Below are 25,046 nucleotides of genomic sequence, written 5' to 3' on the forward strand. Positions count from 1 at the left end.
CGGCCCCTTCGGGCGCTAGGCGGCTTGCAGGGATGCGTAGACGATGAGGTTGTCCACGGGGTGCCCGTCGGTGTCCAGATCGCCCGCGCAGGTGACCAGGCGCAGCGCCTTCTCGCTCGTGCCGCCGTAGACCTTCCGGGTGGGGAAGGCGTCCTTCCGGACGGTCTCCGTGTCGGTGACGGTGAAGTGCAGCACTTGGCCGTCGCCGCGCTGCACATCGATGACCGTGCCCTTGCCGACCTTCTTCAGGTCGTGGAAGACGGCCTTGCCGTTGCGGGTGGCGTTGTGCCCGATGATCACGGACGCCCCGGCGTCGCCGGGCACGACGCTGCCGGTGTACCAGCCGGCGGTCATGCCCTTCTCGGGCGGCGGGACCTGCACGGTCTCGTCCTTGTTCAGACCCAGCCGCATCAGCGGGCTGTCCACGCCGATGGACGGTATGGAGACCCGCGACGGCTCCTCGTCCCGCGCCGGGCCGCCGATCGCCTTGTCCGTACCGCCGCCCAGCGAACAGCCGGCCAGCAGCAGCACCGGCAGCACCAGCAGCAGGGCGAGGGGGGAGAGTCGTGTGCGGGACATGGCCTCACCGTAGGGAGCGGCCGGGTCCGTCCGCCTCGGGCGTTCGGCCATCTTCGGCTCCGTCTAAAGAACGAGCTACGGGACGAGCCGCTGGAACAGCCCCCAGGTGAACTCGGCCACGTACTCCCGCTCCGCCCCGGCCGCGTCGTCCTCGTCCCGCGCCATGAAGGACAGCCGCCAGCGGGTGGGGGCCGTGCCCTCCATCGGGCGGGCCGGGGCGAAGGCTCGGGCCACCTCGTCCACCGTGCACGACCAGGGCCGCAGGTCGAGAGCCGTGCGCAGGGCGGGGCCGCGCGAGGCCGGGGCGCGGACCAGCCACTCGTTCCAGACCGCGCCGCCGGGCGCGGCCAGCACCTCGAAGCGCAGGTCGGGCCAGAGCGGCACCGGCCAGGTCAGGGCCTCGAAGGCGAGGTCGCCGACGGTGCGCGTGGCCACGCTCTCGGGCGGGCCGAGCACGGAGCGGTAGCGGGGGCCGGCCGCGCGGCGCCGGGGGGAGTGCAGCATGGCCTGCCAGCGGCGGTTGGCCTCGCGCATCGCGGACCGGTCGACGCCCAGCTCGCGCAGGGCGTCCTCGACCAGTTCCGGCTGGTGGTCGGCCATCCGGCGCAGCAGGACGAGCTGGAACTCCAGCGGGCCGAAGGGCTCGGGGACTGTGCTCATGGGGTTCATGGTGGCGCACCACCAGCCCCCCTGGTACCCGATCCGGTCGGACCCGGTGACCGGAATCGTAAGGATCCCCAAGGATCCGGGAGTTGTGGGGCAAGGAGCCTGAAGTCCCCTCGTGCGCATGCCGTTTCGCGCAACCTTTACCTGCCGTCGGCCGGGAGCTGGCCGGGAGGCCGCCCGGGCCGGGTGCCCGGCGGGTACGGTCTGGCCATGACGGAAATCGACCCCCAGCGCTCTGCCCTCGTCCTCGTCGACCTCATGGAACGCATCGTGGCGTTGCCCCTCGCCCCGCACAGCGGTGACGAAGTGGCCGGAAGGGCGATGGAGTTGGCGCGTGCGTTCCGCAAGGCGGGGGCGCCGGTGGTGGCCGTGCGGGTCGAGCGGCCCGGCGTGCCCGAACAGCCGCCCGGCAGCGGGCTGCTCCCCGGGGTCGCCGAGCCGGGCGACATCGAGATCGTGAAGCGGACGGTCGGCGCCTTCCACGGCACCGGCCTGGACGACCGGCTGCGCGGGCTGGGCGTGCGCACCCTGGTCCTCGCCGGGATCGCCACCAACCTCGGCGTGGAGTCGACGGCGCGGGCCGCGGCCGACCACGGCTACGAGCTGGTCTTCGTCGAGGACGCGATGAGCGCGATGACGGCGGAGGAGCACCGGGCGTCGGTGACGCTGGACATGCCGAGGCTGGGCACGGTGGCCGCCACGGCGACGCTGACCATGGGCGCCCCGTAGCCGGGCGCCCCGTAAGGGGCGCGGGGAACTGCGCGATCGGCCACCGACGGCCTGCAGCCGACGCACCACCCGGTGGGTCCGGGGCGAAGCCCCGAGGAGTCGACTGCGGGCGCGTCGTGGTTGCTCGCGCAGTTCCCCGCGCCCCTTACGGGGCGCCCAGCATCCGCTTCAGCAGGTCCCGCAGGGACGCCCGCTCGGCAGCGGACAGCTCGGCCAACGGCTCGCGCGCGAAGTGCAACGACGCCCGCAGTCGTGCCGCGGTCGCGCGCCCCTCCTCCGTGACGGCGGCGAGCTTCACGCGGCGGTCGTCGGGGTCGGGCCGCCGCTCCACCAGGCCGCGGGCCTCCAGCCGGTCCACGATGCCGGTGACGTTGGACGGCTCGCACTTCAGCTGCTGGGCGATCCGCCGCATGGGCAGCGGCTCGCGCGAGAGCAGGGCCAGGACGCGGGCCTGGGCGCCGGTCAGCGAGTGCTGGGCGGCGGCGTGCTCGTACTCCTCGTGGTACCGCGCCACGACCGTCCCGATGAGTTCGACCACCTCGACGGTGAGGGCGTCGGCGGGGGCGGTGGAGTCGTGGCTGTGGCGCGTCATGGGGACAGGCTACTCCTTTGCTTGACAACATGAAATATCGAGGAGCATGGTTGTTTCAGGAAGTGAAGCTTTAGGAGGCTCGTCCATGTCGTCCGCACTGCCCGCCACCAGCCGTGAATGGCACCTCGTCGCCCGCCCGCAGGGCTGGCCGAAGCCCGAGGACTTCGCCCTGCGCGAGACGACGGTACCCGAGCCCGGCGAGGGCCAGATCGTCGTCCGCAACCTGCACCTCTCGGTCGACCCGTACATGCGCGGCCGGATGAACGACACCAAGTCGTACGTTCCGCCCTTCCAGCTCGACCGCCCCATGGACGGCGGCGCGGTCGGCGAGGTCGTCGCCTCCCGTGCCGACGGCTTCGCGCCCGGTGACCACGTGCTGCACGGCCTCGGCTGGCGCGAGTACGCGCTGGTCGACGCGCACCGCGCCGTCAAGGTCGACGGGGAGGCCGCCCCGCTCGCCACCTACCTGGGCGTGATGGGCATGCCCGGCATGACCGCCTACGCGGGCCTGCTGGAGGTCGGCTCGTTCAAGGAGGGCGACGTCGTCTTCGTCTCCGGCGCGGCCGGCGCGGTCGGCAGCATGGTCGGCCAGATCGCGAAGCTCAAGGGCGCCTCGCGGGTGATCGGCAGCGCCGGCTCGGCGGAGAAGGTCCGCTACCTCACCGAGGAGCTCGGCTTCGACGCGGCCTTCAACTACAAGGACGGCCCGGTCCTGGAGCAGCTGAAGGCGGCCGCCCCCGGCGGCATCGACGTCTACTTCGACAATGTCGGCGGCGAGCACCTCGAGGCCGCGATCTCCGTCCTGAACCAGCACGGCCGCGCCGTGCTGTGCGGCGCGATCTCCCAGTACAACGACACGGAGGCGGCCCCCGGCCCGCGCAACCTCGTCCAGGTCATCGGCAAGCGGCTGCGCCTGCAGGGCATGATCGTCTCCGACCACGACGCGCTGCGCCCGCAGTTCTTCAAGGAGGTCGGCGGCTGGGTGCGCTCCGGCGAGCTCACGACCCGGGCGACGGTCGTCGAGGGCATCGAGAACATGGGCGACGCCTTCCTCGGCCTGCTGCGCGGTGACAACACCGGCAAGATGATCGTCAGTCTCTGAGCTCTGAGCCGGACTCCGGTTCCAAGAAAGGTTTCTGTTATGTCTGTTCAGCCCGTTGACGTCGCCTACACCGCCGTCGCCACCGCCGAGAACGGCCGCGACGGCCGTGTCGCCAGCGACGACGGCAAGCTCGACGTCGTCGTCAACCCGCCGAAGGAGCTCGGCGGCAGCGGCAGCGGCACCAACCCGGAGCAGCTGTTCGCCGCCGGCTACAGCGCGTGCTTCCAGGGCGCGCTGGGCGTCGTGGCCCGTCAGGAGAAGGCCGACATCTCCGGCTCGACCGTCACGGCCGAGGTCGGCATCGGCAAGACGCCGGACGGCGGCTTCGGCCTGAAGGTGGCCATCTCGGCGCACATCCCGAACGTGGACGGTGCCACGGCCCTCGCCCTGGTCGAGAAGGCGCACCAGGTGTGCCCGTACTCGAACGCGACGCGGGGCAACATCGAGGTGTCGCTGGCGGTTCGCTAGGCGCCGCGGGGGAGGGGCGGTTCAGGGCAGCGGAAGCTCCGCCCGCACCAGCCCCTCCCCGGCCCCCAGTTCCGCCAGGATCGTCCCGTCCGGCCCCCACACCCCGCTGAGCCCGCACGCCTCGTACGGGCCCGCGGGGCCTGTGTGGTTGGCCAGCAGGACGGACAGGCCGTTGTCCTTGGCCAGCGCCGGGAAGACCGTCATCCGCTCCGCGGGGCCCCGCTGCCCGTAGAGCGAACTCGCCAGCAGCACCGTGCACTTGTCGGCCGCGGCCCGCTCGGCCAGGTCCGGGAAATGGGCGTCGTAGCAGATCGCCAGGCCGAACCGGACGCCGTCCAGGACGAACCGGCCGTCCTTCGCCCCCGGCGCGAAGCCGGCCGCGAGCTCGGTTTCGGTCACGTGCTGCTTGTCGTAGTGCGCCAGGAGCGCGCCGTCCGGCCCGTACACGTACGAGCTGATCGTGAGGCCCGGGCCAGGGCAGTTGACGACCGCCGCGACCCCTGCGGCCCGGCACGCCTCCCGCACCGGCGCGAGCCGCGGGTCGTCCGGGCCCAGGGTCAGCCGCTCGGGGTCGGCGGCGACCGCCTCCAGTTCGTACCCCGTGACGGCCAGTTCCCCGAAGACGACCAGCGAAGCGCCCTGCTCCGCGGCCTCCGTCACGAAGGAGGCCATCCGGGCCGCATTGGCTTCCACGTCGCACGGCCGGGCCGTGAACTGCGCTGCAGCTATGATCATCCGCCCATCATGACCGAGGCGGGTTCGCCGCTGCCAGACCCGCCCTGATGACCTCCCTCACCTGGGCCGTGATCGCTGTCCGGTTCCGGACGAAGTCGGGATCGGTCACCTTGTCCGTGTTGTCCTTCCCGAACTCCAGCACCGGCGTGTGCAGATGGCCGCCTGGCACCCGCAGGTGCAGCGCGTCCCGCAGCAGCGTCGCCCGGTAGGCGATCTCGTTCGAGAGGTAGTCGCCGCCACCGCCCGCGCGGGCCGCCGACCCCGGCGTCGGGCCGTCCGGACGGTCGACGGGGGCCGTTCCCCCGGCCGGGATCTCGGTCACGGCCGTGTGGTCGTAGACGGGGAACGGGCCCGTCCGCGCCGCCGTGATCGCCGCGTACGGGAGCGTGGTGGACGTCCACTGCGGCTGCGGGTGCACGGTCGGCACGCCGGGAGGGACGGGGACCGTCTCCGTGCGGGAGACGCGGACGTTGTCCGGATAGCCGCCGCGCCACGCGCCGTTGGTGCGCTCCACGTCGAAGCGGCCCGGACGGCCCTGGCTGATCGTGGTGAACCAGTCCACCCGGTGCGGGCCCGGGCGGAAGTACGGGAGCAGGGTCCGCTCCACGACCCCGGCCGCGAAGTCGTCCCAGCGCACGGGGAAGAGGGCCGCCTCGATGCGGGCGGGCCCGGACGGGGTGTCGACGGTCGTGCCGTCCAGGGCCAGGGCCGCCGCGCCCGACGGGTTCGAGCGGCGCACGTCCGCGTCGAGCTGGAACGGGTCGAAGCCCGTGATCAGCACGCGCTTCATGGACCGACCCGCCGGCAGGTCGATCGAGTCCTGGCCGCGCGAGCCGCGCTCGACCTTCCCTATCAGCACGTTCCGTTCCCGCTCCGGCAGCGGGAACGCCGGCCGCCACTCGCGCAGCGCGCGCGTCATCCCCAGCCGCGCCCAGTACAGCGGGCGGTCGTCGTCCCGGCTCAGGTCGCCGCGGGCCGGGCCGCGGCCCTGGACGCGGTCCGTGGCCCGGCGCCACAGCCGCCGGCCGTCGGTGACGGCGAGGCGTTCCGCCTGGGCGGTGCTGCGGGTGCGCGCGAGGGCGCGGGCGAAGGAGGGCGCGACGTCGTCGAAGCCGCTGCGGCGCAGGATCTCCTGCGGGACCGGGCCGTCGAGGCGCTGTTCCTCGACGGTGGGCGGGACGGGGGTCCGCTGCGCGGCGGCGGCCGGGACGGACAGCGTGGACAGTGCGGACAGGGTCAGCGGGGCGCAGGCCAGCAGGGCGATCGCGGTTTTCCCAGTGAGTCTCATGGTGCAGGAGGAAACCACTGGGAGCGCATGGATGGTAGAGGGTGGCCAACACCCCTTTTCGGCCAGTGGATTTCCGGCCACAATCGACGCCATGCTCCCCATAGTCGCGCACGGCCCCGCCCCGCTCTTCGTCCTCGGCACCGGCCAAGGGGCCCGTCAGTTCACCGAGTTGTCGATAGCGCTTCTGCTGTCCTCGCTGATCGGCCTGGAACGCGAGTTACATCAGAAGAGCGCGGGGCTGCGCACGCACACCCTCGTCGGCGTGGGCAGCGCGCTGTTCATGGAGGTCTCCATCCACGGCTTCGGCTCCGTGGTCGGCCTCGACGGCTACAGCGTGGACCCCTCGCGGGTCGCCGCACAGATCGTCTCCGGCATCGGCTTCATCGGCGGCGGCCTCATCTTCGTCCGCCGCGACGCGGTACGCGGCCTGACCACGGCCGCCACGATCTGGCTGACCTGCGCCGTCGGCATGTCCTGCGGCGGCGGACTGCCGCTCCTCGGCGCCGCCGCGACCCTCGTCCACTTCCTGGTGGTGCGCGGCTTCCCCCTGGTGACCCGCCGCCTGGCGACGAGCGCCCCGGTGGCCCAGCGCGTCGAGCTGCGGCTGTCCTACCGGACCCGCCGCGGCCTGCTGGGCCGGGTCCTGGAGCTGTGCACCAGGAACGGCTTCCAGGTCACGGACGTCCAGATCGACGCCGAGTGCCACGACCGGAACGGCCACGGCAAGGTCAAGGAGGCGGGCGTGGTCCTGTCGCTGGAGGGCAAGGGGCCCACGCACCCGCTGGTGGAGGAACTCACCGACTGGGAGGGCATCCTGGGCGTCGGCCTGCGGGCGGAGCGGGACCGGACGGAGTAGGCAGGGGTGAGACCGGCTGCCGGGCGCACTATTCACCCCATTGGGTAAAGAGTCCTCCATGTCCATTTAAAGGAAGGGGAGTTGGGCAGGTCACCGGCGATCAGCGATCAGCGATCAATGCCCTGCGATCCCTCGCGAGGAGATGTCATGAGCAACTACGGCGGGACGCCCCGCCACGGTCTGGTCATCGAACCGCGGTCACGAGCCGCGATCTACCTCAACGACTGGCGCGCCAACGACCTGGAAGCCGGCAAGTTCTTCCCGCAGAGCAAGGGCGGGCTGCCCGACCCCTACGCCCCCGACGACACCCCCAACCGGATCCCGCCCGAGGACGGGGAGCTCGCCAGCGCCGGGCGTCCCCACTCGGCGCTCCTCGACGAGCCGCACACGGACTGGTTCAAGACGCCGGTGACCTCCGGCGGGACGCAGGAATTCGTCTGGCGGTTCACCGAGACGCACAGAACCCGGCGCTGGAACTACTTCATCACCAGAGCCGACTGGAGCCCGAACGCCCCGCTGTCCCGGGCGCAGTTCGAGGACAAGCCGTTCCACCAGGTCCAGCTCGCCTGCCGGCCCTACTGGACGTGCGACGGCCTCAGGCCGGAGAGCCCGACGCGGCACACCGTCACCCTGCCCGAGCGGCACGGGTACCAGGTGATCCTCGCCGTGTGGGAGGTCGCCGACACGGGCAACGCGTTCTATCAGGTCATCGACGTCGACTTCGTCACGTAGGCGGGAGGCGGACGGCAGGCGATCTTGGCCATCGCCTGCCGTTTCCCGTCGTTCCATCTTTCTGCAACCCTTTGCCAACATCGGCGTAGTTGGCTTCCGGCAAGTCAGCCGGAACCCTGCGGGGTTCCGGCGCCCTGAACGGAAAGTCGCACGTCATGAACATCAAGCGTCACGCCAAGCATGCCTTCGTCACGGCGGCGATGGCCGCGACGGCCGTCGGCGGCCTCGGCGTCGCCCAGGCGCAGGCAGCGGGCCAGCACACCGCCCCTCACGGATCCGGCGGTCGCGGCTCGGGCACCCAGGTGGTGGAGCCCGGCAGTGAACACGAGCACTCCGGCAGCCGGGGCGGTGCCAGCGGCAGCAGCGAGGAGGGGTTCCGCCCCTTCTCCGGCAGGGGGCAGTCGGCGAACGGCCACCACGAGGCCAACGGCGACTCCGGCAGCCACCACGCCGGCCAGGGCTCCCACGGCACGGAGAGCGGCAGCTCGCAGGGCAGCCGCTTCCCCGGCCAGGGGCAGCGGCTCGGCGACGGCAGCTCGAACGACGGCCGGGCCGAAGGCGGCCACACCGGCAAGACCACCCACGGCGGCAAGGAGCCGCAGGTCACGGAGGGCCCCCACAGCGGAACCGACGCGCAGGGCGGCAAGACCGTCCACGGGGGCCACGAGCCGCACGGCACGAGGACCACCCACGGTGGCAACGGCTCGCAGGGGTCGGAGACCACGGGTGGCAGCGATCCGGGTGGTAACGACCCGCACGGCAGCACGACCACGCACGAGGGCGACGGTGCGAAGGGCGGGAAGAGCGGGCACAGTGGCAAGGGCTCGCAGGGTTCGAAGACCGCCGGTGGCAGTGACCCGGGCGGTAACGACCCGCACGGCAGCACGACTTCCCAGGGTGTGAACGAGCCGAAGGGCGGCAAGACCCCGCACGGCGGTAACGGCTCGCAGGGTTCGAAGACCGCCGGTGGTAGTGACCCCGGTGGTAACGACCCGCACGGCAGCACGACCACGCACGAGGGCGACGGTGCGAAGGGCGGGAAGAACGGGCACGGCGGCAACGACTCGCAGGGAGCGAAGAACCCCCACGGCAACGGTGCGCACGGCGACGGCGTCACCGACGCGGGCAGCGCCGTCGGCACCGGAGCGGCAGGTGTCGGCGCGGGAGAAGCCGGCGTCGACGCCGGAGTCGGCGTCGGGGCCGGCTCCGTCGCCGCGGGTGTCGGTGCTGTCGGGGCCGGCATCGGCAGCCACGGGGGTCATGGGGGCCACGGGAGCAACACCCAGCACGACGGCGGGAACCACGGCCAGCAGGGCAGCACCGGCAACACCCAGCACGGCTCCAACGGCCATACCCAGGACGGCAACGGCGACGTCCACTACCACGGCGACGGCACCGTCACGCACAACGGCGACGGCAACGTCGTCCACCACGGCAACGGCGACGTCATCCACAACGGCAACGGCGATGTCACCCACCACGGCACCGGCAACGTGACCCACAACGGCACGGGCGACGTCACCCACAACGGCCGGGGTGACGTGACGACCAGCGGCCGGGGCGACGGCACCGTCACGCACAACGGCCAGGGCGACGTGAACGTCGGCAACAACCGGAACGGCGACGTCACCGGCAACGTCACCCACAACGGCCGGGGCAACGTCAGCGTCGGCGACAACACCGACGGCTCCGTGAACGTCGACATCCACCACAACGGCCACGGTCACGTCACCGCCGGCAACGCCGACCACGGACCGGTGCACAGCCAGACCACCGGCACCATCGACCACAGCGGCGAGGGTCACATCGCGACCGGCAACAGCTGGAGCGGCAACATGGACGGGGCCCACGCCCAGCGCGGGGACGGGGGCAGCCTCACCATCAACGGCAACCGCGGCCACGTCATCGACGGCAACAACTTCAACACCCCGCCCAACACGGCCTACGGCCACAGCGACGGCACCACCAGCTACGTCCCCGGCACGAACTCCGGCGCGACGGACGCCATCGCGCACGACGCCGCTCAGCTCGCCCACCAGGCCGGCGACGCCGAGACGGCCGCAGCCGCGGCCAAGGCGGCCGAGACGGCCGGCATCGGCATCAGCGCCGCCGAAGCGGCCCAGGCCGCGGCCAAGGCCATGGGCGGGGCCTGAGGCGCAGCACGCATGACGGTCCGTCCTTGACCTCAAGCAATGTTGAGGTCCTACGGTTCCCGTCATGACCCGCGCAACCACCACATCCGCAACCGCCGTCACGGCGCAGCAGGCCCCGCCCTCGTCCTCAAGGCGCTGGTGGGGCCTGGCCGTTCTCGGGCTGGCCCAACTGCTCATCCTCCTCGACGGCACCGTCGTCAACATCGCCCTCCCCTCCGCGCAGAAGGCCCTGCACATGGGCGACGGCAGCAGGCAGTGGGCCATCACCTCCTACTCCCTCGCCTACGGCGGGCTGCTCCTTCTCGGCGGCCGGATCGCCGATCTCCTCGGCCGCAAGCGCGCGTTCGTCGCGGGGGTGGCCGGCTTCGGCCTGGCCTCCGCCGTCGGCGGTGCCGCCACCGCGCCCGGCATGCTGTTCGCGGGGCGCGCCCTGCAGGGCGCGTGCGCCGCGCTGCTCACGCCCGCCGCGATGTCGCTGCTGACCACGACGTTCACCGACCCGAAGGAGCGCGGCAAGGCGTTCGGCGTCTTCGGCGCCATCGCCGGTGCGGGCTCGGCGTGCGGGCTGATAGCGGGCGGCATGCTCACCGAGTACCTGGACTGGCGCTGGTGCATGTACGTCGGCGTGCCGGTCGTCCTCCTCGTGCTGGCCGGGGCGTTGACGGTGCTGGACGAGCCGGCCGTCCCGGGCGCCGGCCGGGGCCGACTCGACGTGGCCGGGGCCGCACTCGGTGCCGGCGGCATGGCCGCGGTCGTGTACGGCGCCGCCGAGGCCGAGTCGCGCGGCTGGCGGGACGGCGCGGTGCTCGGTCTCTTCCTCGGCGGTGCCGTCCTGCTCGTCGCGTTCGTCGTCCGGCAGGCCCGGATCCCCGAACCGCTGCTGCCGCTGCGGATCGTGCTGCACCGCCGCCGGGCCGGGGCGTTCCTCACGGCCGGGCTCGCGCCGGTCGCCATGTTCGGCCTGTTCCTCTTCATGACCTACTACCTGCAGGTCGTCCTCGGCTTCTCGGCGGTCCGGACCGGCCTCGCCTTCCTTCCCCTGACCGCCTGCATGATCCTGAGCTCCACCCAGATCGCCGCCCGCCTGGCACCGCGCGTCCCGCCGCGGCTGATCGTGGTGCCGGGGCTGCTGCTGGCCGCCGCGGGGATGTGCGTCCTGGCCCAGATCCGGGTCGACTCCTCGTACACGACCGGGGTGCTCCCCGGCCTCGTCCTCACCGGCCTGGGCATGGGCGCCGTCAACATGACGGCCATGGCCACCGCCACCGCCGGCGTAGAGCCCCGGGACGCCGGGGTCACCTCGGCCATGGTGAGCACGTCCATGCAGATGGGCGGCGCCATCGGCACCTCCGTCCTCAACACCGTCGCCGCCACGAGCGCCGCCGCCTTCGCGGGCACCCCGGCCGAGGCCACGGTCCACGGCTTCTCGGTCGCTCTCTGGTGCGTGGTGGGCGTGCTGCTCGGCACGTCCGTCCTCGCCGCCGCCCTCCTCGGAAGGGGCAACTCCGCCTGACCGGCGTCAGGTCGCCCGGTACGACCTGATCAGCCGCGCCAGGTGCTCCCCGGCGATCCGCAGCGGCTCGTCGCTCTGTGACGCCTGTGCAGCGAACTCCGCGCCCTCCAGCGTGTTGATGACCGTCCATCCCAGGTCGCGGGCGTCGGCCTCGCCGACGCCCGCGCGGTGCAGCGCCTCCGCCGCGATGTCCCGCCAGTTGGCGAACGCTTCGGCCGCGGCCTGTTGGATGCCGGGGGCGCGGCCGGCCGAGCCGAGGGCGGCGGCCGTGACGGGGCAGCCGTCGGTCCAGTCGGACGCGCGCAGCCCCTCCGCGAGGACCCGTGTGCAGGCGATGACCGCCTGTGCCGGGTCCTCGTTGCTGTGCAGCACCTCGCGCAGGATGTCCGCGAACTCCACGTCGCCGTAGCGCACGGCCGCGACGGCCAGTTCCTGCTTCCCGCCCGGGAAGAAGTGATAGACGGAGCCGAGCGTGGCGCCGGCTTCCTGGGCGATCTGCTTGATGCCGGTGCCGTCGTATCCCTGGCGCTGCATCAGATGCGAGGCGGCGCGGACCACCCGCTCGCGGGTGCTGAGGGCGGTGTCCTCCTGCTCTGCGTTCGTCTTCACGGCGTCAGCCTAGCGGAATTGAGTAGAGCGTTCGTTCTAGGGGTGTGCTAGCTTCTTTCCTGGATAGAGCGTTCGTTCTAGAGGGGGTCTTCGTGAGCACCGCGAGCAACAGCAGCACGAACAAGCAGTCCGTCACCGTCATCGGCCTCGGCCCCATGGGGCAGGCCATGGCACGCGCCTTCCTGGCACACGGTCACCCTGTGACCGTGTGGAACCGGACCGCCGCCCGCGCCGAGGAGCTGGCGGCGGAGGGCGCCACCCGCGCCGCAACCGTCGAAGAGGCCCTGGCCGCCAACGAGTTGGTGGTCCTCAGTCTCACCGACTACGACGCGATGTACGCCGTCCTGGAACCCGTCACGTCCGCCCTCGCCGGCCGCGTCCTCGTCAACCTCAGCTCGGACACGCCCGCGAAGGCCCGCGAGGCGGCCGCGTGGGCGGACGGGCACGGCGCCCGGCACCTCACCGGCGGGGTCCAGGTCGCGCCCTCCGGCATCGGCAGGCCGGAGGAGTCCGCGACCTTTTACAGCGGCCCCGAGGAGGTCTTCGAGGCCCACGCGGCCACCCTGCAGGTGCTGACCGCCACCGACTACCGCGGCGAGGACCCGGGCCTGGCGGCGCTGTACTACCAGCTCCAGATGGACATCTTCTGGGCCTCCATGACGAGTTGGCTCCACGCCCTCGCCGTCGCCGATGCGAACGGCATCTCCGCCGGGGAGTTCCTGCCCTACGCCACCTCCACCGTGGCCTCGCTCCCCGGGTTCCTCGCGTTCTACTCGCCGCGGATCGACAAGGGCGAGCACCCCGGCGACGTCGACAGGCTCGCCATGTGCGCGGCGGGCGTCGACCACATCGTCCGCACCACCCGGGACTCCGGGATCGACGCCGCGCTCCCCGCCGCCGTGCGGGACGTCTTCCGGCGCGGCCTCGCCGCCGGCCGCCCCGGCGACAGCTTCACCAGCCTGATCGAGGTCTTCAAGGGGAGCAACTCCGGCTGACCCGCGTCACGATGACCTCATGACGCATGGCGACGACCGTAACGAAGACGTCATCGAATCTGCCCTCCGCTCCCTCGACCTCGATACCAAGGCCCGGCTTCTCGCCGGGCAGGACCTGTGGCCCCTGCCCGCCGTCCCGGCGGCCGGGCTGCGCTCCCTGGCGATGTCCGACGGGCCCGTCGGCGTCCGCGGCACCCGCTGGACCGCCGACAACCCCTCCCTCGCCCTCCCCAGCCCCACCGCCCTCGCCGCCGCCTGGTCGCCGGAACTGGCCCGCCGCGCGGGCCGGGTGCTGGCCGGGGAGGCCCGGCGCAAGGGCGTGCACGTGCTCCTCGCGCCGACCGTCAACCTCCACCGCTCCCCGCTCGGCGGCCGCCACTTCGAGGCGTACAGCGAGGACCCGTACATGACCGGCGAGATCGGCACCGCCTACGTCCGCGGCGTCCAGGACGGCGGCGTCGCCGCGACCGTCAAGCACTTCACGGCCAACGACGCCGAGACCGACCGTTTCACCGGATTCTGCCGGGGCGGCCCGGGGCTTCAGCCCCGGGAGGAATCGGCTCCTGAGCCTTGCGCCGCGGCATCGCTTCGGAATGCTTGGCCTCAGGTTGTTCAACTCCCGTGAAATCTCTAGCGTGTTCTGCGTGAAGATTATCGCGCAGGTGAAGTTGTTGCCTGTGTCCGCTCATGACGCGGATGCGCTGGCGGCGACCTTGCGCGCCAGGCCACCATCGAGGTGCCGGAGCCTGAGCCGTACGAGCCGGGCGGGTTTCTCGGCGTGGATTTGGGCATCGTCAACATCGCCACCACCAGCGACGGCACCGTATTCGCCGGACACCGCCTGAACCGGTACCGCCGACGCCACCGCGACCTGCGGGCCAAGCTCCAGAAGAAGCGCACCAAGTCCGCCAAGCGTGTCTTGAAGCGCCTCCGCCGCCGGGAAGCCCGGCACGCCGCCAACACCAACCACATCATCGCCAAACAGCTTGTTGCGACCGCTGAACGCACCTCGCGCGGGATCGCCCTGGAAGACCTGGGCGGCATCCGGCAGAGGGTCACGGCCAGGAAAGACCAGCGGTCCCGGCTGAACTCGTGGGCGTTCGCCCAGCTCGGTGCATTCATCGTGTACAAGGCCCGGCGGGCGGGTGTACCGGTGGTCTTCGTCGACCCCCGCAACACCTCCCGCCAGTGCTCCGAGTGCAAGCACACCCACCGCACCAACCGGATCACCCAGGCACGGTTCGCCTGCCGCTCCTGCGGAGCGGTCATGCACGCGGACCACAACGGCTCCCGCAACATCGCCCACCGCGGCGAAACCGCGTGGCAGCGGGGCGCAGTCAACCGCCCCAGCCCTACCGCACGGTAGGACAGGACGCAGGGGACCACGCGACAGCCAGCCGCGCTCCACTTGCAATCAACGCCCCACCGACCGAGCCAACAAGCTCGGCCTTCAGGGCCGAGAAGTTGACGGTCGACAACAGGATCCCCGCCCACTCCCTGCACGAGCGGCCCTCGCCGACGTGCTGCTCGGCACCCACGAGCCGGGCGGCCGGCTGCCCACCACCTGGCCCGCGGCCCTCGCGGACGCCCCCGTCACGCGCGTTGTCCCCGACAAGGGTGAACTGGCTTATGAAGAGGGAGTGTTCATCGGCTACCGTGCATGGCAGAAGGCGCACACGGCTCCCGCGTACGCCTTCGGCCACGGCCTGGGCTACACCGACTGGTCGTACGAGGCGTTGGACGTCCGAGGCGAAGGCAGCGAGGGTACGGACGTCCGCGCCACCGTACGCGTCCGCAACGTCGGCGGCCGCCCGGGCCGTGAGGTGGTCCAGATCTATCTCGCCGTCCCGTGCGACGCACCGGACGGCGGGGTGGAACGCCCGGCCCTGCGCCTGGCCGGCTTCGCCTCGGTGGAGGCGGAGCCGGGCGGCACGGCGGAGGCGGTGGTCGCGCTGGACCCCCGTGCCTTCGCGGTGTGGGACGAGGGGACGTCCGCCTGGCGGCGCATCCCCGGCGCTTGCACGGTCGAGGCGGGCCGCAGCATCGCCGACCGCCGCCTGAGCGCACCGTGGCGGGTGCGCTGACGGACGGGGGCGGGGCCGACCTGACAGGCCCCGCCCCTCTTCTTCACTGCTTGGCCGTGACGGCCTTGTAGGCCATGTCCGCCAGCGTCTGCTGGCCCTGCCGGCTGGGGTGGAACCAGTCCCACTGGCTGAGCTGCTCGCCGGTGAAGGCGTAGCCGTGCACCGAGTCGTCGTAGCGGCAGAGCTCGTCGCGGCTGCACACGTCCTTCATGACGGCGTTGTACTCCCCGACGCGCTGGTCGACCTGGGCGCGCCGCTCGTCGGAGGCCGCGTCCTGGGCGTCGGCGTCGTGGAGCATCGACGGGCACACCGAGGCGAGCTTCCACACCTGCTTGCCGAGCGGATCCTTGCGCCCCTCCGCCCACAGCCGCTTCAGGTCCGGGATCCCGGCCATGTACAGCTGGCTCTTGGGCAGGGAACGCCGCAGTTCCTTCACCGCCGTCTCGACGTGGACACGGAACTGATCGGCGGAGGTCATGTCCTCCACGCCGGGCCGGCAGGCGTCGTTCGCACCGATCAGCACGGTGACGAGCTCCGGCTTCTGCGCGATCGCGGCCTGCATCTGGCGGGGCAGGTCGGCCGCCCGGGCACCGGTCTTCGCGAAGTTCCAGCTGCTGGTCTCCGGGGAGGCCAGCAGCCGCCGGGCCAGGCTGTCGACCTGGGTGCCGGTGGCCCAGGAGACCTCGGGGCAGTCGGCCAGCACCGAGCAGGCGTCGAAGCCGCGCGTGATGGAGTCGCCGAGCGAGGCGATCGACGCGGGGCGGGTGTTCCAGACCGGGCGGGGGCTCGGTTCGGGCTTCGCCGAGGCGCGGCTGCTCTTCTCCTCGCTCCCGCCGCTGTCGCAGCCCGCGAGGGCGGGCAGCAGCAGGGCCGCGCAGGCGGCGGCCGCGGCCGCCCGCCGGGCCATGGATCGGCTTCGGCCCCAGGTGGGCGGCATGGTCGTTCCCCTCCGGCCGGGTGATATCTGTCCGGGACCGACGGTACGTCACCCGGGAGTGGGGCGCGCACGATAGCTTTTCCCCCGAGCGGGTGGCCGGCGTGTCCGGGATGTTCGCCCTCTTGCAGTACCGAGTCACAACACGTCACATTCTGCCCCTTTTCAGGAGATTTGCTCCCGATGGTGTTTACTGTTGGTAACCTCGCGAGCGAACCGCACTGGAGGTCCCGGTGACGACACGTGGAGTCCTGTATGTGCACTCCGCACCCCGCGCGCTGTGCCCGCACGTCGAATGGGCCGTCGCGGGCGTCCTCGGCGTGCGCGTCACGCTCGACTGGATCCGGCAGCCCGCCGCCCCCGGCACCTGGCGCACCGAACTCTCCTGGCAGGGCCAGGCCGGCACCGCCTCCAAGCTCGCCTCCGCCCTGCGCGGCTGGCACCTGCTGCGCTTCGAGGTCACCGCGGAACCCTGCGCCACCGCCGAGGGCGAGCGCTACAGCTCCACCCCCGAACTGGGCATCTTCCACGCAGTGACCGGCATCCACGGCGACATCCTCGTCCCCGAGGACCGGCTGCGGGCCGCGCTGGCGCGGGCCGGGCGGGGCGAGACGGAGCTCGACGCGGAGATCGCCAAGCTGCTGGGGAAGCCGTGGGACGACGAGTTGGAGCCGTTTCGCCATGCCGGTGAGGGGGCGCCGGTGAGGTGGCTGCACCAGGTGGTGTGAGGCCTCGCCCCTGCGGGGCGCGTTGCGCGGCGCGGTCTTGCGTCGGAGTGCACTCCAGCGCCTAGCGTCTGGGGCATGACTCAGATCACCGTCGCCGTGCTCGGTACCGGCATCATGGGCGGGCCCATGGCCCGCAATCTCGCTCGGGCCGGGCTGGACGTGCGCGCCTGGAACCGCTCCCGCGACAAGGCCGAGCCGCTCGCCGCCGACGGCGTGACCGTCGTCGGCAGTCCCGCCGAGGCCGTCCGCGGCGCCGGCGTCGTCCTCACCATGCTCCACGACGGACCCGCCGCGCTCGACGTCATGCGCGCCGCCGCACCGGGGCTGGGCCCCGGCACGGTGTGGGCCCAGACCACCACCGCCGGGATCGACGGGCTGGACGCCCTCGCCGCCTTCGCCCGCGAACACGGCCTCGTCCTCGTCGACTCCCCGGTCCTGGGCAGCAAGCAGCCCGCCGAGCAGGGCACGCTGACCGTGCTGGCCTCGGGGCCCGCATCGGTGCGCGGCACGCTCGCCCCCGTCTTCGACGCCATCGGCGCCCGCACGCTCTGGGTCGGCGAGGACGCCGCCGGCGGCGCGGCCAGCCGGCTCAAGCTCGTCCTCAACAGCTGGGTCCTGACCGTCACCCACGGCACCGCCGAGGCGCTCGCCCTGGCCAAGGGGCTCGGCGTGGACCCGCAGGGCTTCCTCGACGCCCTGGAGGGCGGCCCGCTCGACATGGGCTACCTGCGCGCCAAGGCGGGCATCCTGCTCGACGGCAGGCTCACCCCGCCCAGCTTCTCGACCGTCACGGCCGAGAAGGACGCCCGCCTGATCGTCGCGGCCGGCGAGGCCGCCGGGGTGCGCCTGGACGTGGCCGCGGCCGGCGCCGAGCGGTTCCGCCGCGCCACGGAACAGGGGCACGGGGACGAGGACATGGCCGCCTCTTACTTCGCCAGTTTCGAGGACTAGATTCACCCCCGTGAACACTTCGGGGGAAGCAGAAAGCCGCATACGCGTGGCCAAAGCGGTCATGGTGGCGCTGGCCGGGGCCGTCGTCGGCTGGGCCGTACTCTTCGTCGTCCGCAACTACGCCGGCAGCGGGCGCTGCGCCGGCGGCGCCTGCCCGACCGGGGCCGGGATCCGGACGGGTCTGGCGTTCCTCTTCGTCATCGGCGGCGTCCTCGCCCTGTTCGCCGCGGTCAACTGGGCCATCGGCAAAGGCGGCTGGCCGAGGCGGCAGGTGTGGGGCGTCCTCGCCCCGGCGGGGCTGCTCGTCGGCCTGCTGCCCGGCTGGCTGCTCTACGACGGTCTGACCGGCGGACGGCTGGACCTGCAGTGGTCCGCCGGCCGCGACCGGCCGGACACCGCGGAGGCCCTCGGCAACTGGGCCGTCGGCAGCACGCTCGTCCAGGTCCGCAGCAACGCCCTCACCGCCTACGCCACCCGCGACGGCTCGCAGCGCTGGCAACGGCCCGCGCCCGGGGGCGAGTCCGTGTGCGCGATGAGCGACCGGACGAGCGGGGGCACCGGACTGGTGGCCTTCGGCGGCTACCTGAAGCCGTGCGACACCGTTGCGTTGGTGAACCTCTCCGACGGGCGGCCGGTCTGGCAGCGCACGACGGACGCGGACCCGGCGGTCATCAAGGCGGCGGACGCACGGATCGCGCTGGCCGACGGGACGGCCGTGGTCGCGGAGAACGGGGCCGTGCGCGGCCTCGCCGCCGGTGACGGCGCGGAGCGGTGGAAGCGGCCGGAGCCGGAGGGGTGCCGGGCCGCGGCAGTCGGTGCGTCGGCGGCGCGGGCGCTGGTTGTCGACCGGTGCGGCACCGATGCCTTGCGGCTGGTCTCCCTGGACGCCCGGACGGGGAAGGAGAGTTGGAGCGGCGCACTGCCGTCCGGCAAGGAGGTCCACGTGCTGTCCGCCGAGCCCGCCGTCGTCGCGGTGGACGGCAAGGTGCTGCCGTTCGACGGTGCGGGGCGCGGCCGGGCGGCGATCCCGCTGGCGCTCCCGCGGGACTACATCGGCTTCGCGGCACGGCCCGTGACGCGGGCCGCGATCGTCGGGGACGTCCTCGTCACCGCTGTGTCGCCGGACTGGAATCCCGCCCCGCGCACGGTCGGCGCGTACGCCCTGGCCGACGGGCACCAGGTGTGGACGCGGCACTTCGACGACGAGGTGAGCGCGCTCGCCCTGCGGCCCGACGGGCGGCTGGCGGTGCTGACCCGGAACGGGGGCGGGGACGGGACGGTGCGGCCGCTGGACATGCGGACGGGGCAACCGGCCGGCGGGATCGAGCCGTTGACGGGCGAGGACTCGCTCGTCGGGCCGTGGTCCGTCGAGCTGTTCCCCGACCCGCACGGGTATGTGATCGCCAACCGGTCGCTGACGGGGGACTATCCGCCCGCGCTGGGGGCGCGGCGGTAAAAGGCCCGGGCGGGCTGACGCAACGTCAGCCCGCCCGGGCCTCACGGGGGTTCGGTTCCGTCAGACGGAACGCAGTGCCAGCACCACGTTGTGGCCGCCGAAGCCGAAGGAGTTGTTGATCGCGGCGATCGGGCCCTCCGGGAGGGGGCGCGGCTCGTTGCGGACGACGTCCGCGTCGATCTCCTCGTCGAGCGCGTCGACGTTGATGGTCGGCGGGGCCAGGCGGTGGTACAGGGCCAGCACGGTGGCGACCGTCTCCACGCCGCCCGCGCCGCCCAGCAGGTGGCCCGTCATCGACTTGGTCGCGGAGACCGCGACGTGGTCGAGGTCGTCGCCGAGGACCTTGCGCAGCGCCTTGATCTCCGCGAGGTCGCCCTGCGGGGTGGACGTGGCGTGCGCGTTGAGGTGCACGACCTCCGACGGCTTGAGGTCGCTGGAGTCCAGCAGGTTCTGCAGCGCGGCGGCGATGCCGCGGCCCGTGGGCTCCGGCTGGGCGATGTGGTGGCTGTCCGCGGACAGGCCCTGGCCCAGCACCTCGCAGTAGACCCGGGCACCGCGCTGCGCGGCGTGCTCGGCCGACTCCAGGATCACGACGCCGGCGCCCTCGCCGAGGACGAAGCCGTCACGGTCCTTGTCGTACGGGCGGGAGGCCTGCTGGGGGTGGTCGTTGTTCTTGGACATCGCCATCATGCTGGCGAAGGCCGCGACGGGCAGCGGGTGGATGGCCGCCTCGGTGCCGCCCGCGACGACCACGTCGGCACGGCCGGTGCGGATCATCTCGACGGCGTAGCCGATGGCCTCGGCGCCGGACGCGCAGGCGCTGACCGGGGTGTGCACGCCCGCCTGGGCGTTCACCTCCAGGCCGACGTTCGCGGACGGGCTGTTGGGCATGAGCATCGGCACGGTGTGCGGGGAGACGCGGCGGGCGCCCTTCTCCTTGAGCACGTCGTACTGGTCGAGCAGGGTGTGCACGCCGCCGATGCCGGAGGCGATGACCGTGCCCAGCCGCTCGGGGGCGATCGCGGTGTCCTCGCCGGCCTTCGCCGTGTACCCCGCGTCCGCCCATGCCTCGCGGGCCGCGATCAGCGCGAGCTGCGCCGAGCGGTCCAGCTTGCGGGCGAGGGGACGGGGGAGGACGTCCTCGGGGTCGACCGCCGCGGGAGCGGCGATCCGGACGGGCAGTTCGGCGAACCGCTCGCCTTCCAGGGCCTTGACGCCGGAACGTCCGGCGAGCAGCCCTTCCCAGGTCGATGCGCTGTCGCCACCCAGCGGTGTGGTTGCGCCGATACCGGTGACGACCACGGTGCGATTGGTCGAGTTCACAGGGATTCTGTCTCCACGTGTAGAGGTGCTGGAACGCCACCGCCGGGGTGGCGACGAACGCTGGATCAGGCCTGGTGCTTCAGGATGTAGCCGGCAGCGTCACCGACGGTCTTCAGGTTCTTGACGTCCTCGTCCGGGATCTTGACGTCGAAGCGCTCCTCGGCGGCGACGACGACCTCGACCATGGAGAGCGAGTCGACGTCCAGGTCGTCGGTGAAGGACTTGTCCAGCTGGACGTCCTCGACCGGGATGCCGGCGATCTCGTTGACGATCTCGGCGAGACCCTCGAGGATCTGCTCCTGGGTGTGGGCCATGGTGGCGCTCCTTCTATGCAATGCGGTGTGCGGTGGAACTGGATTAAGGGAACTGCTCTGCGGGAGAGGGCCCGGGGGCCGGATCTCGCCTAGGGGAGGGTAACGACCGTCGCGGCGTACGCGAGACCCGCCCCGAAACCGATCAGTAGCGCGGTGTCCCCGCTCTTGGCGGCCCCGGTCGCCAGCAGGCGCTCCATGGCCAGCGGGATGGACGCCGCCGAGGTGTTGCCGGTGGTCTCCACGTCCCGGGCGACCACCACGTTCTCGGGCAGCTTGAGGGTCTTGACCATCGAGTCGATGATCCGCATGTTCGCCTGGTGCGGGATGAAGACGTCCAGGTCCTCGGCGCTGATCCCGGCCTCGTCCAGGGCCTGCTGGGCGATCTTCGCCATTTCGAAGACGGCCCAGCGGAACACCGCCTGACCCTCCTGGGTGATCGCGGGGAACCGGACGTCCGTCTCCTCGCGGTACACGTCCCAGGCCAGGGTCTGCCTGATGGTGTCGGCCTTGTCGCCCTCCGAGCCCCAGACCGTCGGGCCCATGGCGGGCTCCTCGGACGGGCCGACGACCACGGCGCCCGCGCCGTCGCCGAACAGGAAGGCGGTGGAACGGTCGTCCAGGTCCGTCAGGTCCGAGAGCCGCTCGACACCGATGACCAGGACGTACTCCGCCGAGCCCTCGATGACCAGGCCCTTGGCCATGGCCAGGCCGTAGCCGAAGCCGGCGCAGCCGGCCGAGATGTCGAACGCGGCGGGCTTGCCCGCACCGATCCGGTGGGCGATCTCGGTGGCGATGGCCGGGGTCTGCTTGAAGTGCGAGACCGTCGAGACGAGGACGGCACCGATCTGCGAGGGGTCGATCCCCGCGTCGGCGATCGCCTTGCCGGCCGCCTCCACGGACATGGCGGCCACGGTCTCCTCCGGGCCGGCCCAGTGCCGGGTGGCGATGCCCGAGCGCGACCGGATCCACTCGTCGGAGGAGTCGATGCGCTTGAGGATCTCCTCGTTCGGCACCACCCGGACCGGGCGGTAGCCGCCGACGCCCATGATGCGCGCGTAGGCGGCGCCCTTCGCGGGCTTGATCTTCGCGGTCATGCTTCTCGGACTCCTTCGTCGGCCGGGGCGGCGTGCTCGGCGATCAGGGCACGGGCGGCGTCGAGGTCGTCCGGGGTCTTGAGCGCGAGGGTCGCGACGCCCGGCAGGGCGCGCTTGGCCAGGCCCACGAGGGTGCCGCCGGGGGCCACCTCGATCAGGGCCGTGACACCCAGCTCCTTGAAGGTCTCCATGCACAGGTCCCAGCGGACCGGGTTGGCCACCTGGCCGACCAGCCGCTGCACGACCTCCCGGCCGCCGGTGACGACGCGGCCGTCCTTGTTGGAGACGTAACGGGTGCGGGGGTCCGCCGGGGAGAGCTCCTGGATGGCGGCCTCCAGGGCCGACACCGCCGGGGCCATGTGGTGCGTGTGGAACGCGCCGGCCACCTTCAGGGCGACGACCTTGCGGGTGCCCTCGGGCTTGTCCTCGGCGAGCGCGGCCAGCTGCTCCATGGTGCCGGCCGCCACGATCTGGCCCGCGCCGTTGACGTTCGCGGGGGTCAGGCCGAGCTTCTCCAGGTGCGGGACGACGGCCTCCGGGTCGCCGCCGAGCAGCGCGGACATGCCGGTCTCGGTGACGGCGGCGGCCTCGGCCATGGCCAGGCCGCGGGTGCGGACCAGCCGCATGGCGGCCTCGTCCGGCAGCACGCCGGTCAGCGCGGCGGCGGCGAGCTCACCGACGCTGTGGCCGGCGGCGGCACCCACCAGGCGGGAGAAGTCCTCCGCCGTGGGGAAGAGCTGCCCTGCGGAGACCAGGGCGGCCGCGACCAGCAGCGGCTGGGCCACGGCGGTGTCGCGGATCTCGTCCGCGTCGGCGTTCGTGCCGTAGTGGAGCAGGTCCAGGTCGATGGCGGCCGACCACTCCTGCAGGCGGTCTGCCACGCCGGGGAGGTCGAGCCAGGGGGTCAGGAAGCCGGGCGTCTGAGCGCCCTGGCCGGGAGCGACGAGTACGAGCACCCTCACACTCTCTCTCGGGGACGGCATCGCCCACCCGTGGGGACAGGGACGAATAACCGTCGGGGGAATTGTTGACGTTCAACAAAAGCCTACGGCTGTGACTCCGCGTCGGCCAGACGTCCGAGGATCAGTGCGATCCGCAGCGTGAAGGCGGAGCGGACGTCGGACGGTGACCATCCGGTGACGTCCGTCACACGTCGGAGGCGGTATCGCACGGTGTTGGGGTGGACGAACAACATCCTGGCCGCGCCCTCCAGGCTGCTCGCCTGCTCCAGGTAGACGCTGAGCGTCTCCAGCAGCGCCGAGCCCGCCTCCTCCAGCGGTCTGTAGATCTCCTCCACCAGCTGCTCGCGCGCCGCCGGATCCCCGGCCATCGCCCGCTCCGGCAGCAGGTCGTCGGCCAGCACCGGCCGGGGCGCGTCCTGCCAGGCCGCACACGCCTTGAGGCCGGACGCCGCCGCCTGCGCGGACTTGGTCGCGGCCAGCAGGTCGGACACCACCGGACCTGCCACGACGGGCCCCGGGGCGAACGGGCCGATCAGCGACTTCGCCGTCTGCAGCGGGTTCTCCGAGCCGCCGACGATCACCACCAGGCGGTCGCCGAGCACCCCCGTCAGCACCTGGACCTTGGCGTGCCGGGCGGCCCGGCGGATCGCCTCGACCGTCAGCTCGCTGTCCCCGTTCGGCGCCGTGCCCAGCACCACGGACACGTGCGAGGGCGAGTTCCAGCCGAGCGCCGCGGCCCGGGACAGCGCGCCCTCGTCGGCCTCGCCCGACAGCACGGCGTTGACCACCAGCGACTCCAGCCGGGCGTCCCAGGCGCCGCGTGCCTCGGCGGCCTGGGCGTAGACCTGGGCGGTGGCGAAGGCGATCTCGCGGGCGTAGACCAGCAGCGCCTCGCGCAGCGCCGACTCGTCGCCCGGCGCGGCCACCTCGTCGATGGCCGCCTCCATGACCTCGATGGTGGTGCGCACCATCTCCACGGTCTGGCGCAGCGTGATCGCCCGGGTCAGCTCGCGCGGCGCGGTGCCGAAGACGTCGGTGCTGATCGCCTGCGGGGTCTCCGGATGCCGGAACCACTCCGTGAAGGCCGCGATGCCGGCCTGGGCGACCAGGCCGATCCACGAGCGGTTCTCCGGCGGCATCGCCCGGTACCACGGCAGCTGGGCGTCCATCCGGGCGATGGCCGCAGCGGCAAGCGTTCCGGACGACTGCTCCAGACGGCGCAGGGTGGCGGTGTGCGGATGCTCCGGGGGCGGGGTGTCAGCGACTGGTTCAGGCACGGGGACAAGCCTGCCTTATCCGGGTCGGGTCCGGGGCTGCCGGGGGCACGGCGGGGCTACGGTGGGGCTGTGACGTATGTGCAGCGGGCTGCGGAACGCTTCCGGGGCGGCGACCCCGACGCCGGGATCGAGACCTGGCACGCCTTCTCGTTCTCCGGCTTCTACGACCCCGACAACGTGCGCTTCGGCCCCCTCGCCGCCTGCAACGAGGAGCGGCTGGCACCGGGCGCGGGCTTCGCGGCCCATCCGCACCGGGACGTGGAGATCGTCACCTGGGTGGTGGAGGGCGAACTCACCCATGAGGATTCCACGGGTCACGTGGAGGTCGTACGCCCCGGGGACCTGCAGCGGCTGAGCGCGGGGGAGGGGGTCCACCACTCCGAGCGCAACGAGGGCGCGGCCCCGCTGCGGTTCGTGCAGATGTGGCTGACCCCGTCCGACTCGGGCGGCGAGCCCTTCTACGAGGTGGTGCGGGGCGCCGGCGGCGGGGCGCCGTACGCGCTGGGCCGGGCCGAGGCCGTGCTGCACGTGCGGCGCCTGGCCCCGGGGGAGCGGACGGCGCTGCCCGGGCCGCAGTGGCTGTATGTGCACGTGGTGCGGGGCGTCGTGCACCTCTCGGGCACGACGCTGCGGGAGGGGGATGCGGCGCGGGTCTCCGATGCGGAGGAGCTGGATGCGGTTGCCGCCGAGGGCGGCGCGGAGTTGTTGCTGTGGGAGATGCACGCGGAGCCGCACTTCCCGTGAGGGCTGCGCCACGGCGCCCTGTCAGGGGCGCGGGGAACTGCGCGACCAGCCACGACGCTCTCGCAGTCGAGGTTCTCGGGGCTTCGCCCCGGACCCCTGGGGTGGTGCGTCGGCTGCGGGCCGGTGGGGGCTGGTCGCGCAGTTCCCCGCGCCCCTGACGGG

General features: G+C 72.5%; 25 protein-coding genes and 2 pseudogenes. 15 read left to right on the forward strand and 12 right to left on the reverse strand.

Annotated elements, in window-relative coordinates:
* Positions 1–15: 15 nt before the first annotated feature.
* Together ACWD4B_RS20990 and ACWD4B_RS20995 are read right to left on the reverse strand one after the other, a co-directional pair.
* Complete coding sequence (locus ACWD4B_RS20990; protein WP_451422155.1) at positions 16–579, reverse strand: class F sortase; 564 nt, start codon at positions 577–579, stop codon at positions 16–18.
* A gap of 75 nt (positions 580–654) precedes the next feature.
* Positions 655–1,248: a hypothetical protein gene (locus tag ACWD4B_RS20995; RefSeq protein WP_451422156.1), complete on the reverse strand. Its 594-nt coding sequence runs from the start codon at positions 1,246–1,248 to the stop codon at positions 655–657.
* A gap of 207 nt (positions 1,249–1,455) precedes the next feature.
* On the opposite strand from ACWD4B_RS20995, the gene ACWD4B_RS21000 reads away from it, so the two are divergent.
* Complete coding sequence (locus ACWD4B_RS21000; RefSeq protein WP_451422157.1) at positions 1,456–1,974, forward strand: isochorismatase family protein; 519 nt, start codon at positions 1,456–1,458, stop codon at positions 1,972–1,974.
* 145 nt (positions 1,975–2,119) lie between these two features.
* Here ACWD4B_RS21000 and ACWD4B_RS21005 read toward each other — a convergent pair whose 3' ends face one another.
* On the reverse strand, positions 2,120–2,566 hold the full coding sequence (locus ACWD4B_RS21005; RefSeq protein ID WP_451422158.1) for a MarR family winged helix-turn-helix transcriptional regulator: 447 nt from the start codon (positions 2,564–2,566) through the stop codon (positions 2,120–2,122).
* Between the two features lie 85 nt (positions 2,567–2,651).
* Here ACWD4B_RS21005 and ACWD4B_RS21010 point away from each other — a divergent pair, with 85 nt between their 5' ends.
* Together ACWD4B_RS21010 and ACWD4B_RS21015 are read left to right on the forward strand one after the other, a co-directional pair.
* On the forward strand, positions 2,652–3,668 hold the full coding sequence (locus tag ACWD4B_RS21010) for an NADP-dependent oxidoreductase (RefSeq protein ID WP_451422159.1): 1,017 nt from the start codon (positions 2,652–2,654) through the stop codon (positions 3,666–3,668).
* A gap of 39 nt (positions 3,669–3,707) precedes the next feature.
* Entirely contained in the window at positions 3,708–4,136 is a 429-nt protein-coding gene (locus tag ACWD4B_RS21015) for an organic hydroperoxide resistance protein (RefSeq protein ID WP_451422160.1), read from the forward strand.
* A gap of 21 nt (positions 4,137–4,157) precedes the next feature.
* Here the strand turns inward: ACWD4B_RS21015 and ACWD4B_RS21020 are convergent, their stop codons facing one another.
* Both ACWD4B_RS21020 and ACWD4B_RS21025 read right to left on the reverse strand, forming a co-directional pair.
* On the reverse strand, positions 4,158–4,871 hold the full coding sequence (locus ACWD4B_RS21020) for a carbon-nitrogen hydrolase family protein (RefSeq protein WP_451422161.1): 714 nt from the start codon (positions 4,869–4,871) through the stop codon (positions 4,158–4,160).
* Between the two features lie 7 nt (positions 4,872–4,878).
* Complete coding sequence (locus ACWD4B_RS21025) at positions 4,879–6,159, reverse strand: pyroglutamyl peptidase (protein WP_451422162.1); 1,281 nt, start codon at positions 6,157–6,159, stop codon at positions 4,879–4,881.
* A gap of 91 nt (positions 6,160–6,250) precedes the next feature.
* Between ACWD4B_RS21025 and ACWD4B_RS21030 the strand changes: the two genes are divergently transcribed.
* The 4 genes from ACWD4B_RS21030 to ACWD4B_RS21045 all read left to right on the forward strand — a co-directional run bounded on the left by ACWD4B_RS21030 (position 6,251) and on the right by ACWD4B_RS21045 (position 11,413).
* On the forward strand, positions 6,251–7,015 hold the full coding sequence (locus ACWD4B_RS21030; protein WP_451422163.1) for an MgtC/SapB family protein: 765 nt from the start codon (positions 6,251–6,253) through the stop codon (positions 7,013–7,015).
* Positions 7,016–7,162: 147 nt separating this feature from the next.
* On the forward strand, positions 7,163–7,747 hold the full coding sequence (locus ACWD4B_RS21035) for a lytic polysaccharide monooxygenase auxiliary activity family 9 protein (RefSeq protein WP_451422164.1): 585 nt from the start codon (positions 7,163–7,165) through the stop codon (positions 7,745–7,747).
* Positions 7,748–7,902: 155 nt separating this feature from the next.
* Complete coding sequence (locus ACWD4B_RS21040; RefSeq protein WP_451422165.1) at positions 7,903–9,900, forward strand: hypothetical protein; 1,998 nt, start codon at positions 7,903–7,905, stop codon at positions 9,898–9,900.
* A gap of 64 nt (positions 9,901–9,964) precedes the next feature.
* Complete coding sequence (locus tag ACWD4B_RS21045) at positions 9,965–11,413, forward strand: MFS transporter (protein WP_451422166.1); 1,449 nt, start codon at positions 9,965–9,967, stop codon at positions 11,411–11,413.
* 6 nt (positions 11,414–11,419) lie between these two features.
* On the opposite strand, the gene ACWD4B_RS21050 is transcribed toward ACWD4B_RS21045, so the two are convergent.
* Positions 11,420–12,022 (reverse strand): TetR/AcrR family transcriptional regulator, encoded by a 603-nt coding sequence (locus ACWD4B_RS21050; protein ID WP_451422167.1) that lies wholly within the window; start codon positions 12,020–12,022, stop codon positions 11,420–11,422.
* A 92-nt stretch (positions 12,023–12,114) separates the two neighbouring features.
* On the opposite strand from ACWD4B_RS21050, the gene ACWD4B_RS21055 reads away from it, so the two are divergent.
* The 4 genes and pseudogenes from ACWD4B_RS21055 to ACWD4B_RS21070 form a co-directional block, all read left to right on the forward strand.
* On the forward strand, positions 12,115–13,017 hold the full coding sequence (locus tag ACWD4B_RS21055; RefSeq protein WP_451422168.1) for an NAD(P)-dependent oxidoreductase: 903 nt from the start codon (positions 12,115–12,117) through the stop codon (positions 13,015–13,017).
* Positions 13,018–13,036: 19 nt separating this feature from the next.
* Positions 13,037–13,531: pseudogene (locus ACWD4B_RS21060) on the forward strand (glycoside hydrolase family 3 N-terminal domain-containing protein); the annotation flags it as partial.
* A 222-nt stretch (positions 13,532–13,753) separates the two neighbouring features.
* Entirely contained in the window at positions 13,754–14,383 is a 630-nt protein-coding gene (locus tag ACWD4B_RS21065) for an RNA-guided endonuclease InsQ/TnpB family protein (protein WP_451422169.1), read from the forward strand.
* Between the two features lie 139 nt (positions 14,384–14,522).
* A pseudogene (locus tag ACWD4B_RS21070) lies at positions 14,523–15,101 on the forward strand (fibronectin type III-like domain-contianing protein); the annotation flags it as partial.
* Between the two features lie 43 nt (positions 15,102–15,144).
* Here ACWD4B_RS21070 and ACWD4B_RS21075 read toward each other — a convergent pair.
* Entirely contained in the window at positions 15,145–16,038 is an 894-nt protein-coding gene (locus tag ACWD4B_RS21075; RefSeq protein WP_451422170.1) for an SGNH/GDSL hydrolase family protein, read from the reverse strand.
* 230 nt (positions 16,039–16,268) lie between these two features.
* Here ACWD4B_RS21075 and ACWD4B_RS21080 point away from each other — a divergent pair, with 230 nt between their 5' ends.
* From ACWD4B_RS21080 to ACWD4B_RS21090, 3 genes are all read left to right on the forward strand, one after another.
* A complete protein-coding gene (locus tag ACWD4B_RS21080; RefSeq protein ID WP_336411903.1) occupies positions 16,269–16,763 on the forward strand; it encodes a DUF3145 domain-containing protein in 495 nt (164 codons plus the stop codon).
* A 75-nt stretch (positions 16,764–16,838) separates the two neighbouring features.
* Entirely contained in the window at positions 16,839–17,714 is an 876-nt protein-coding gene (locus tag ACWD4B_RS21085; RefSeq protein ID WP_451422171.1) for an NAD(P)-dependent oxidoreductase, read from the forward strand.
* A 10-nt stretch (positions 17,715–17,724) separates the two neighbouring features.
* Positions 17,725–19,170 (forward strand): outer membrane protein assembly factor BamB family protein, encoded by a 1,446-nt coding sequence (locus ACWD4B_RS21090; protein WP_451422172.1) that lies wholly within the window; start codon positions 17,725–17,727, stop codon positions 19,168–19,170.
* 60 nt (positions 19,171–19,230) lie between these two features.
* On the opposite strand, the gene fabF is transcribed toward ACWD4B_RS21090, so the two are convergent.
* The 5 genes from fabF to ACWD4B_RS21115 all read right to left on the reverse strand — a co-directional run bounded on the left by fabF (position 19,231) and on the right by ACWD4B_RS21115 (position 24,140).
* Positions 19,231–20,493, reverse strand: coding sequence for a beta-ketoacyl-ACP synthase II (gene fabF, locus ACWD4B_RS21095; RefSeq protein ID WP_451422173.1), 1,263 nt, complete (start codon positions 20,491–20,493; stop codon positions 19,231–19,233).
* Positions 20,494–20,558: 65 nt separating this feature from the next.
* Positions 20,559–20,807 carry an acyl carrier protein gene (locus ACWD4B_RS21100; protein WP_336411907.1) on the reverse strand — a complete coding sequence of 83 codons (249 nt, stop codon included), beginning with the start codon at positions 20,805–20,807 and terminating at the stop codon, positions 20,559–20,561.
* An 89-nt stretch (positions 20,808–20,896) separates the two neighbouring features.
* On the reverse strand, positions 20,897–21,901 hold the full coding sequence (locus tag ACWD4B_RS21105; RefSeq protein ID WP_451422174.1) for a beta-ketoacyl-ACP synthase 3: 1,005 nt from the start codon (positions 21,899–21,901) through the stop codon (positions 20,897–20,899).
* Positions 21,898–22,857: an ACP S-malonyltransferase gene (locus ACWD4B_RS21110; RefSeq protein WP_451422175.1), complete on the reverse strand. Its 960-nt coding sequence runs from the start codon at positions 22,855–22,857 to the stop codon at positions 21,898–21,900. Before ACWD4B_RS21110 ends, ACWD4B_RS21105 begins: the two co-directional genes overlap by 4 nt.
* An 89-nt stretch (positions 22,858–22,946) precedes the next feature.
* The gene (locus ACWD4B_RS21115) at positions 22,947–24,140 is read right to left on the reverse strand and encodes a helix-turn-helix domain-containing protein (protein ID WP_336411910.1); all 1,194 of its coding nucleotides are present in this window, start codon (positions 24,138–24,140) and stop codon (positions 22,947–22,949) included.
* Between the two features lie 69 nt (positions 24,141–24,209).
* Here ACWD4B_RS21115 and ACWD4B_RS21120 point away from each other — a divergent pair, with 69 nt between their 5' ends.
* Complete coding sequence (locus tag ACWD4B_RS21120; RefSeq protein ID WP_451422176.1) at positions 24,210–24,884, forward strand: pirin family protein; 675 nt, start codon at positions 24,210–24,212, stop codon at positions 24,882–24,884.
* Positions 24,885–25,046 lie beyond the last annotated feature (162 nt).

The sequence above is a fragment of the Streptomyces sp. NPDC002536 genome, assembly GCF_053594995.1.

Coding starts and splice junctions, on each gene's coding strand:
- ACWD4B_RS20990 (WP_451422155.1), bottom strand. CDS start 579: ATGTCCCGCACACGACTCTCCCCCCTCGCCCTGCTGCTGGTGCTGCCG.
- ACWD4B_RS20995 (WP_451422156.1), bottom strand. CDS start 1,248: ATGAACCCCATGAGCACAGTCCCCGAGCCCTTCGGCCCGCTGGAGTTC.
- ACWD4B_RS21000 (WP_451422157.1), top strand. CDS start 1,456: ATGACGGAAATCGACCCCCAGCGCTCTGCCCTCGTCCTCGTCGACCTC.
- ACWD4B_RS21005 (WP_451422158.1), bottom strand. CDS start 2,566: ATGACGCGCCACAGCCACGACTCCACCGCCCCCGCCGACGCCCTCACC.
- ACWD4B_RS21010 (WP_451422159.1), top strand. CDS start 2,652: ATGTCGTCCGCACTGCCCGCCACCAGCCGTGAATGGCACCTCGTCGCC.
- ACWD4B_RS21015 (WP_451422160.1), top strand. CDS start 3,708: ATGTCTGTTCAGCCCGTTGACGTCGCCTACACCGCCGTCGCCACCGCC.
- ACWD4B_RS21020 (WP_451422161.1), bottom strand. CDS start 4,871: ATGATCATAGCTGCAGCGCAGTTCACGGCCCGGCCGTGCGACGTGGAA.
- ACWD4B_RS21025 (WP_451422162.1), bottom strand. CDS start 6,159: ATGAGACTCACTGGGAAAACCGCGATCGCCCTGCTGGCCTGCGCCCCG.
- ACWD4B_RS21030 (WP_451422163.1), top strand. CDS start 6,251: ATGCTCCCCATAGTCGCGCACGGCCCCGCCCCGCTCTTCGTCCTCGGC.
- ACWD4B_RS21035 (WP_451422164.1), top strand. CDS start 7,163: ATGAGCAACTACGGCGGGACGCCCCGCCACGGTCTGGTCATCGAACCG.
- ACWD4B_RS21040 (WP_451422165.1), top strand. CDS start 7,903: ATGAACATCAAGCGTCACGCCAAGCATGCCTTCGTCACGGCGGCGATG.
- ACWD4B_RS21045 (WP_451422166.1), top strand. CDS start 9,965: ATGACCCGCGCAACCACCACATCCGCAACCGCCGTCACGGCGCAGCAG.
- ACWD4B_RS21075 (WP_451422170.1), bottom strand. CDS start 16,038: ATGCCGCCCACCTGGGGCCGAAGCCGATCCATGGCCCGGCGGGCGGCC.
- ACWD4B_RS21085 (WP_451422171.1), top strand. CDS start 16,839: ATGACTCAGATCACCGTCGCCGTGCTCGGTACCGGCATCATGGGCGGG.
- ACWD4B_RS21100 (WP_336411907.1), bottom strand. CDS start 20,807: ATGGCCCACACCCAGGAGCAGATCCTCGAGGGTCTCGCCGAGATCGTC.
- ACWD4B_RS21105 (WP_451422174.1), bottom strand. CDS start 21,901: ATGACCGCGAAGATCAAGCCCGCGAAGGGCGCCGCCTACGCGCGCATC.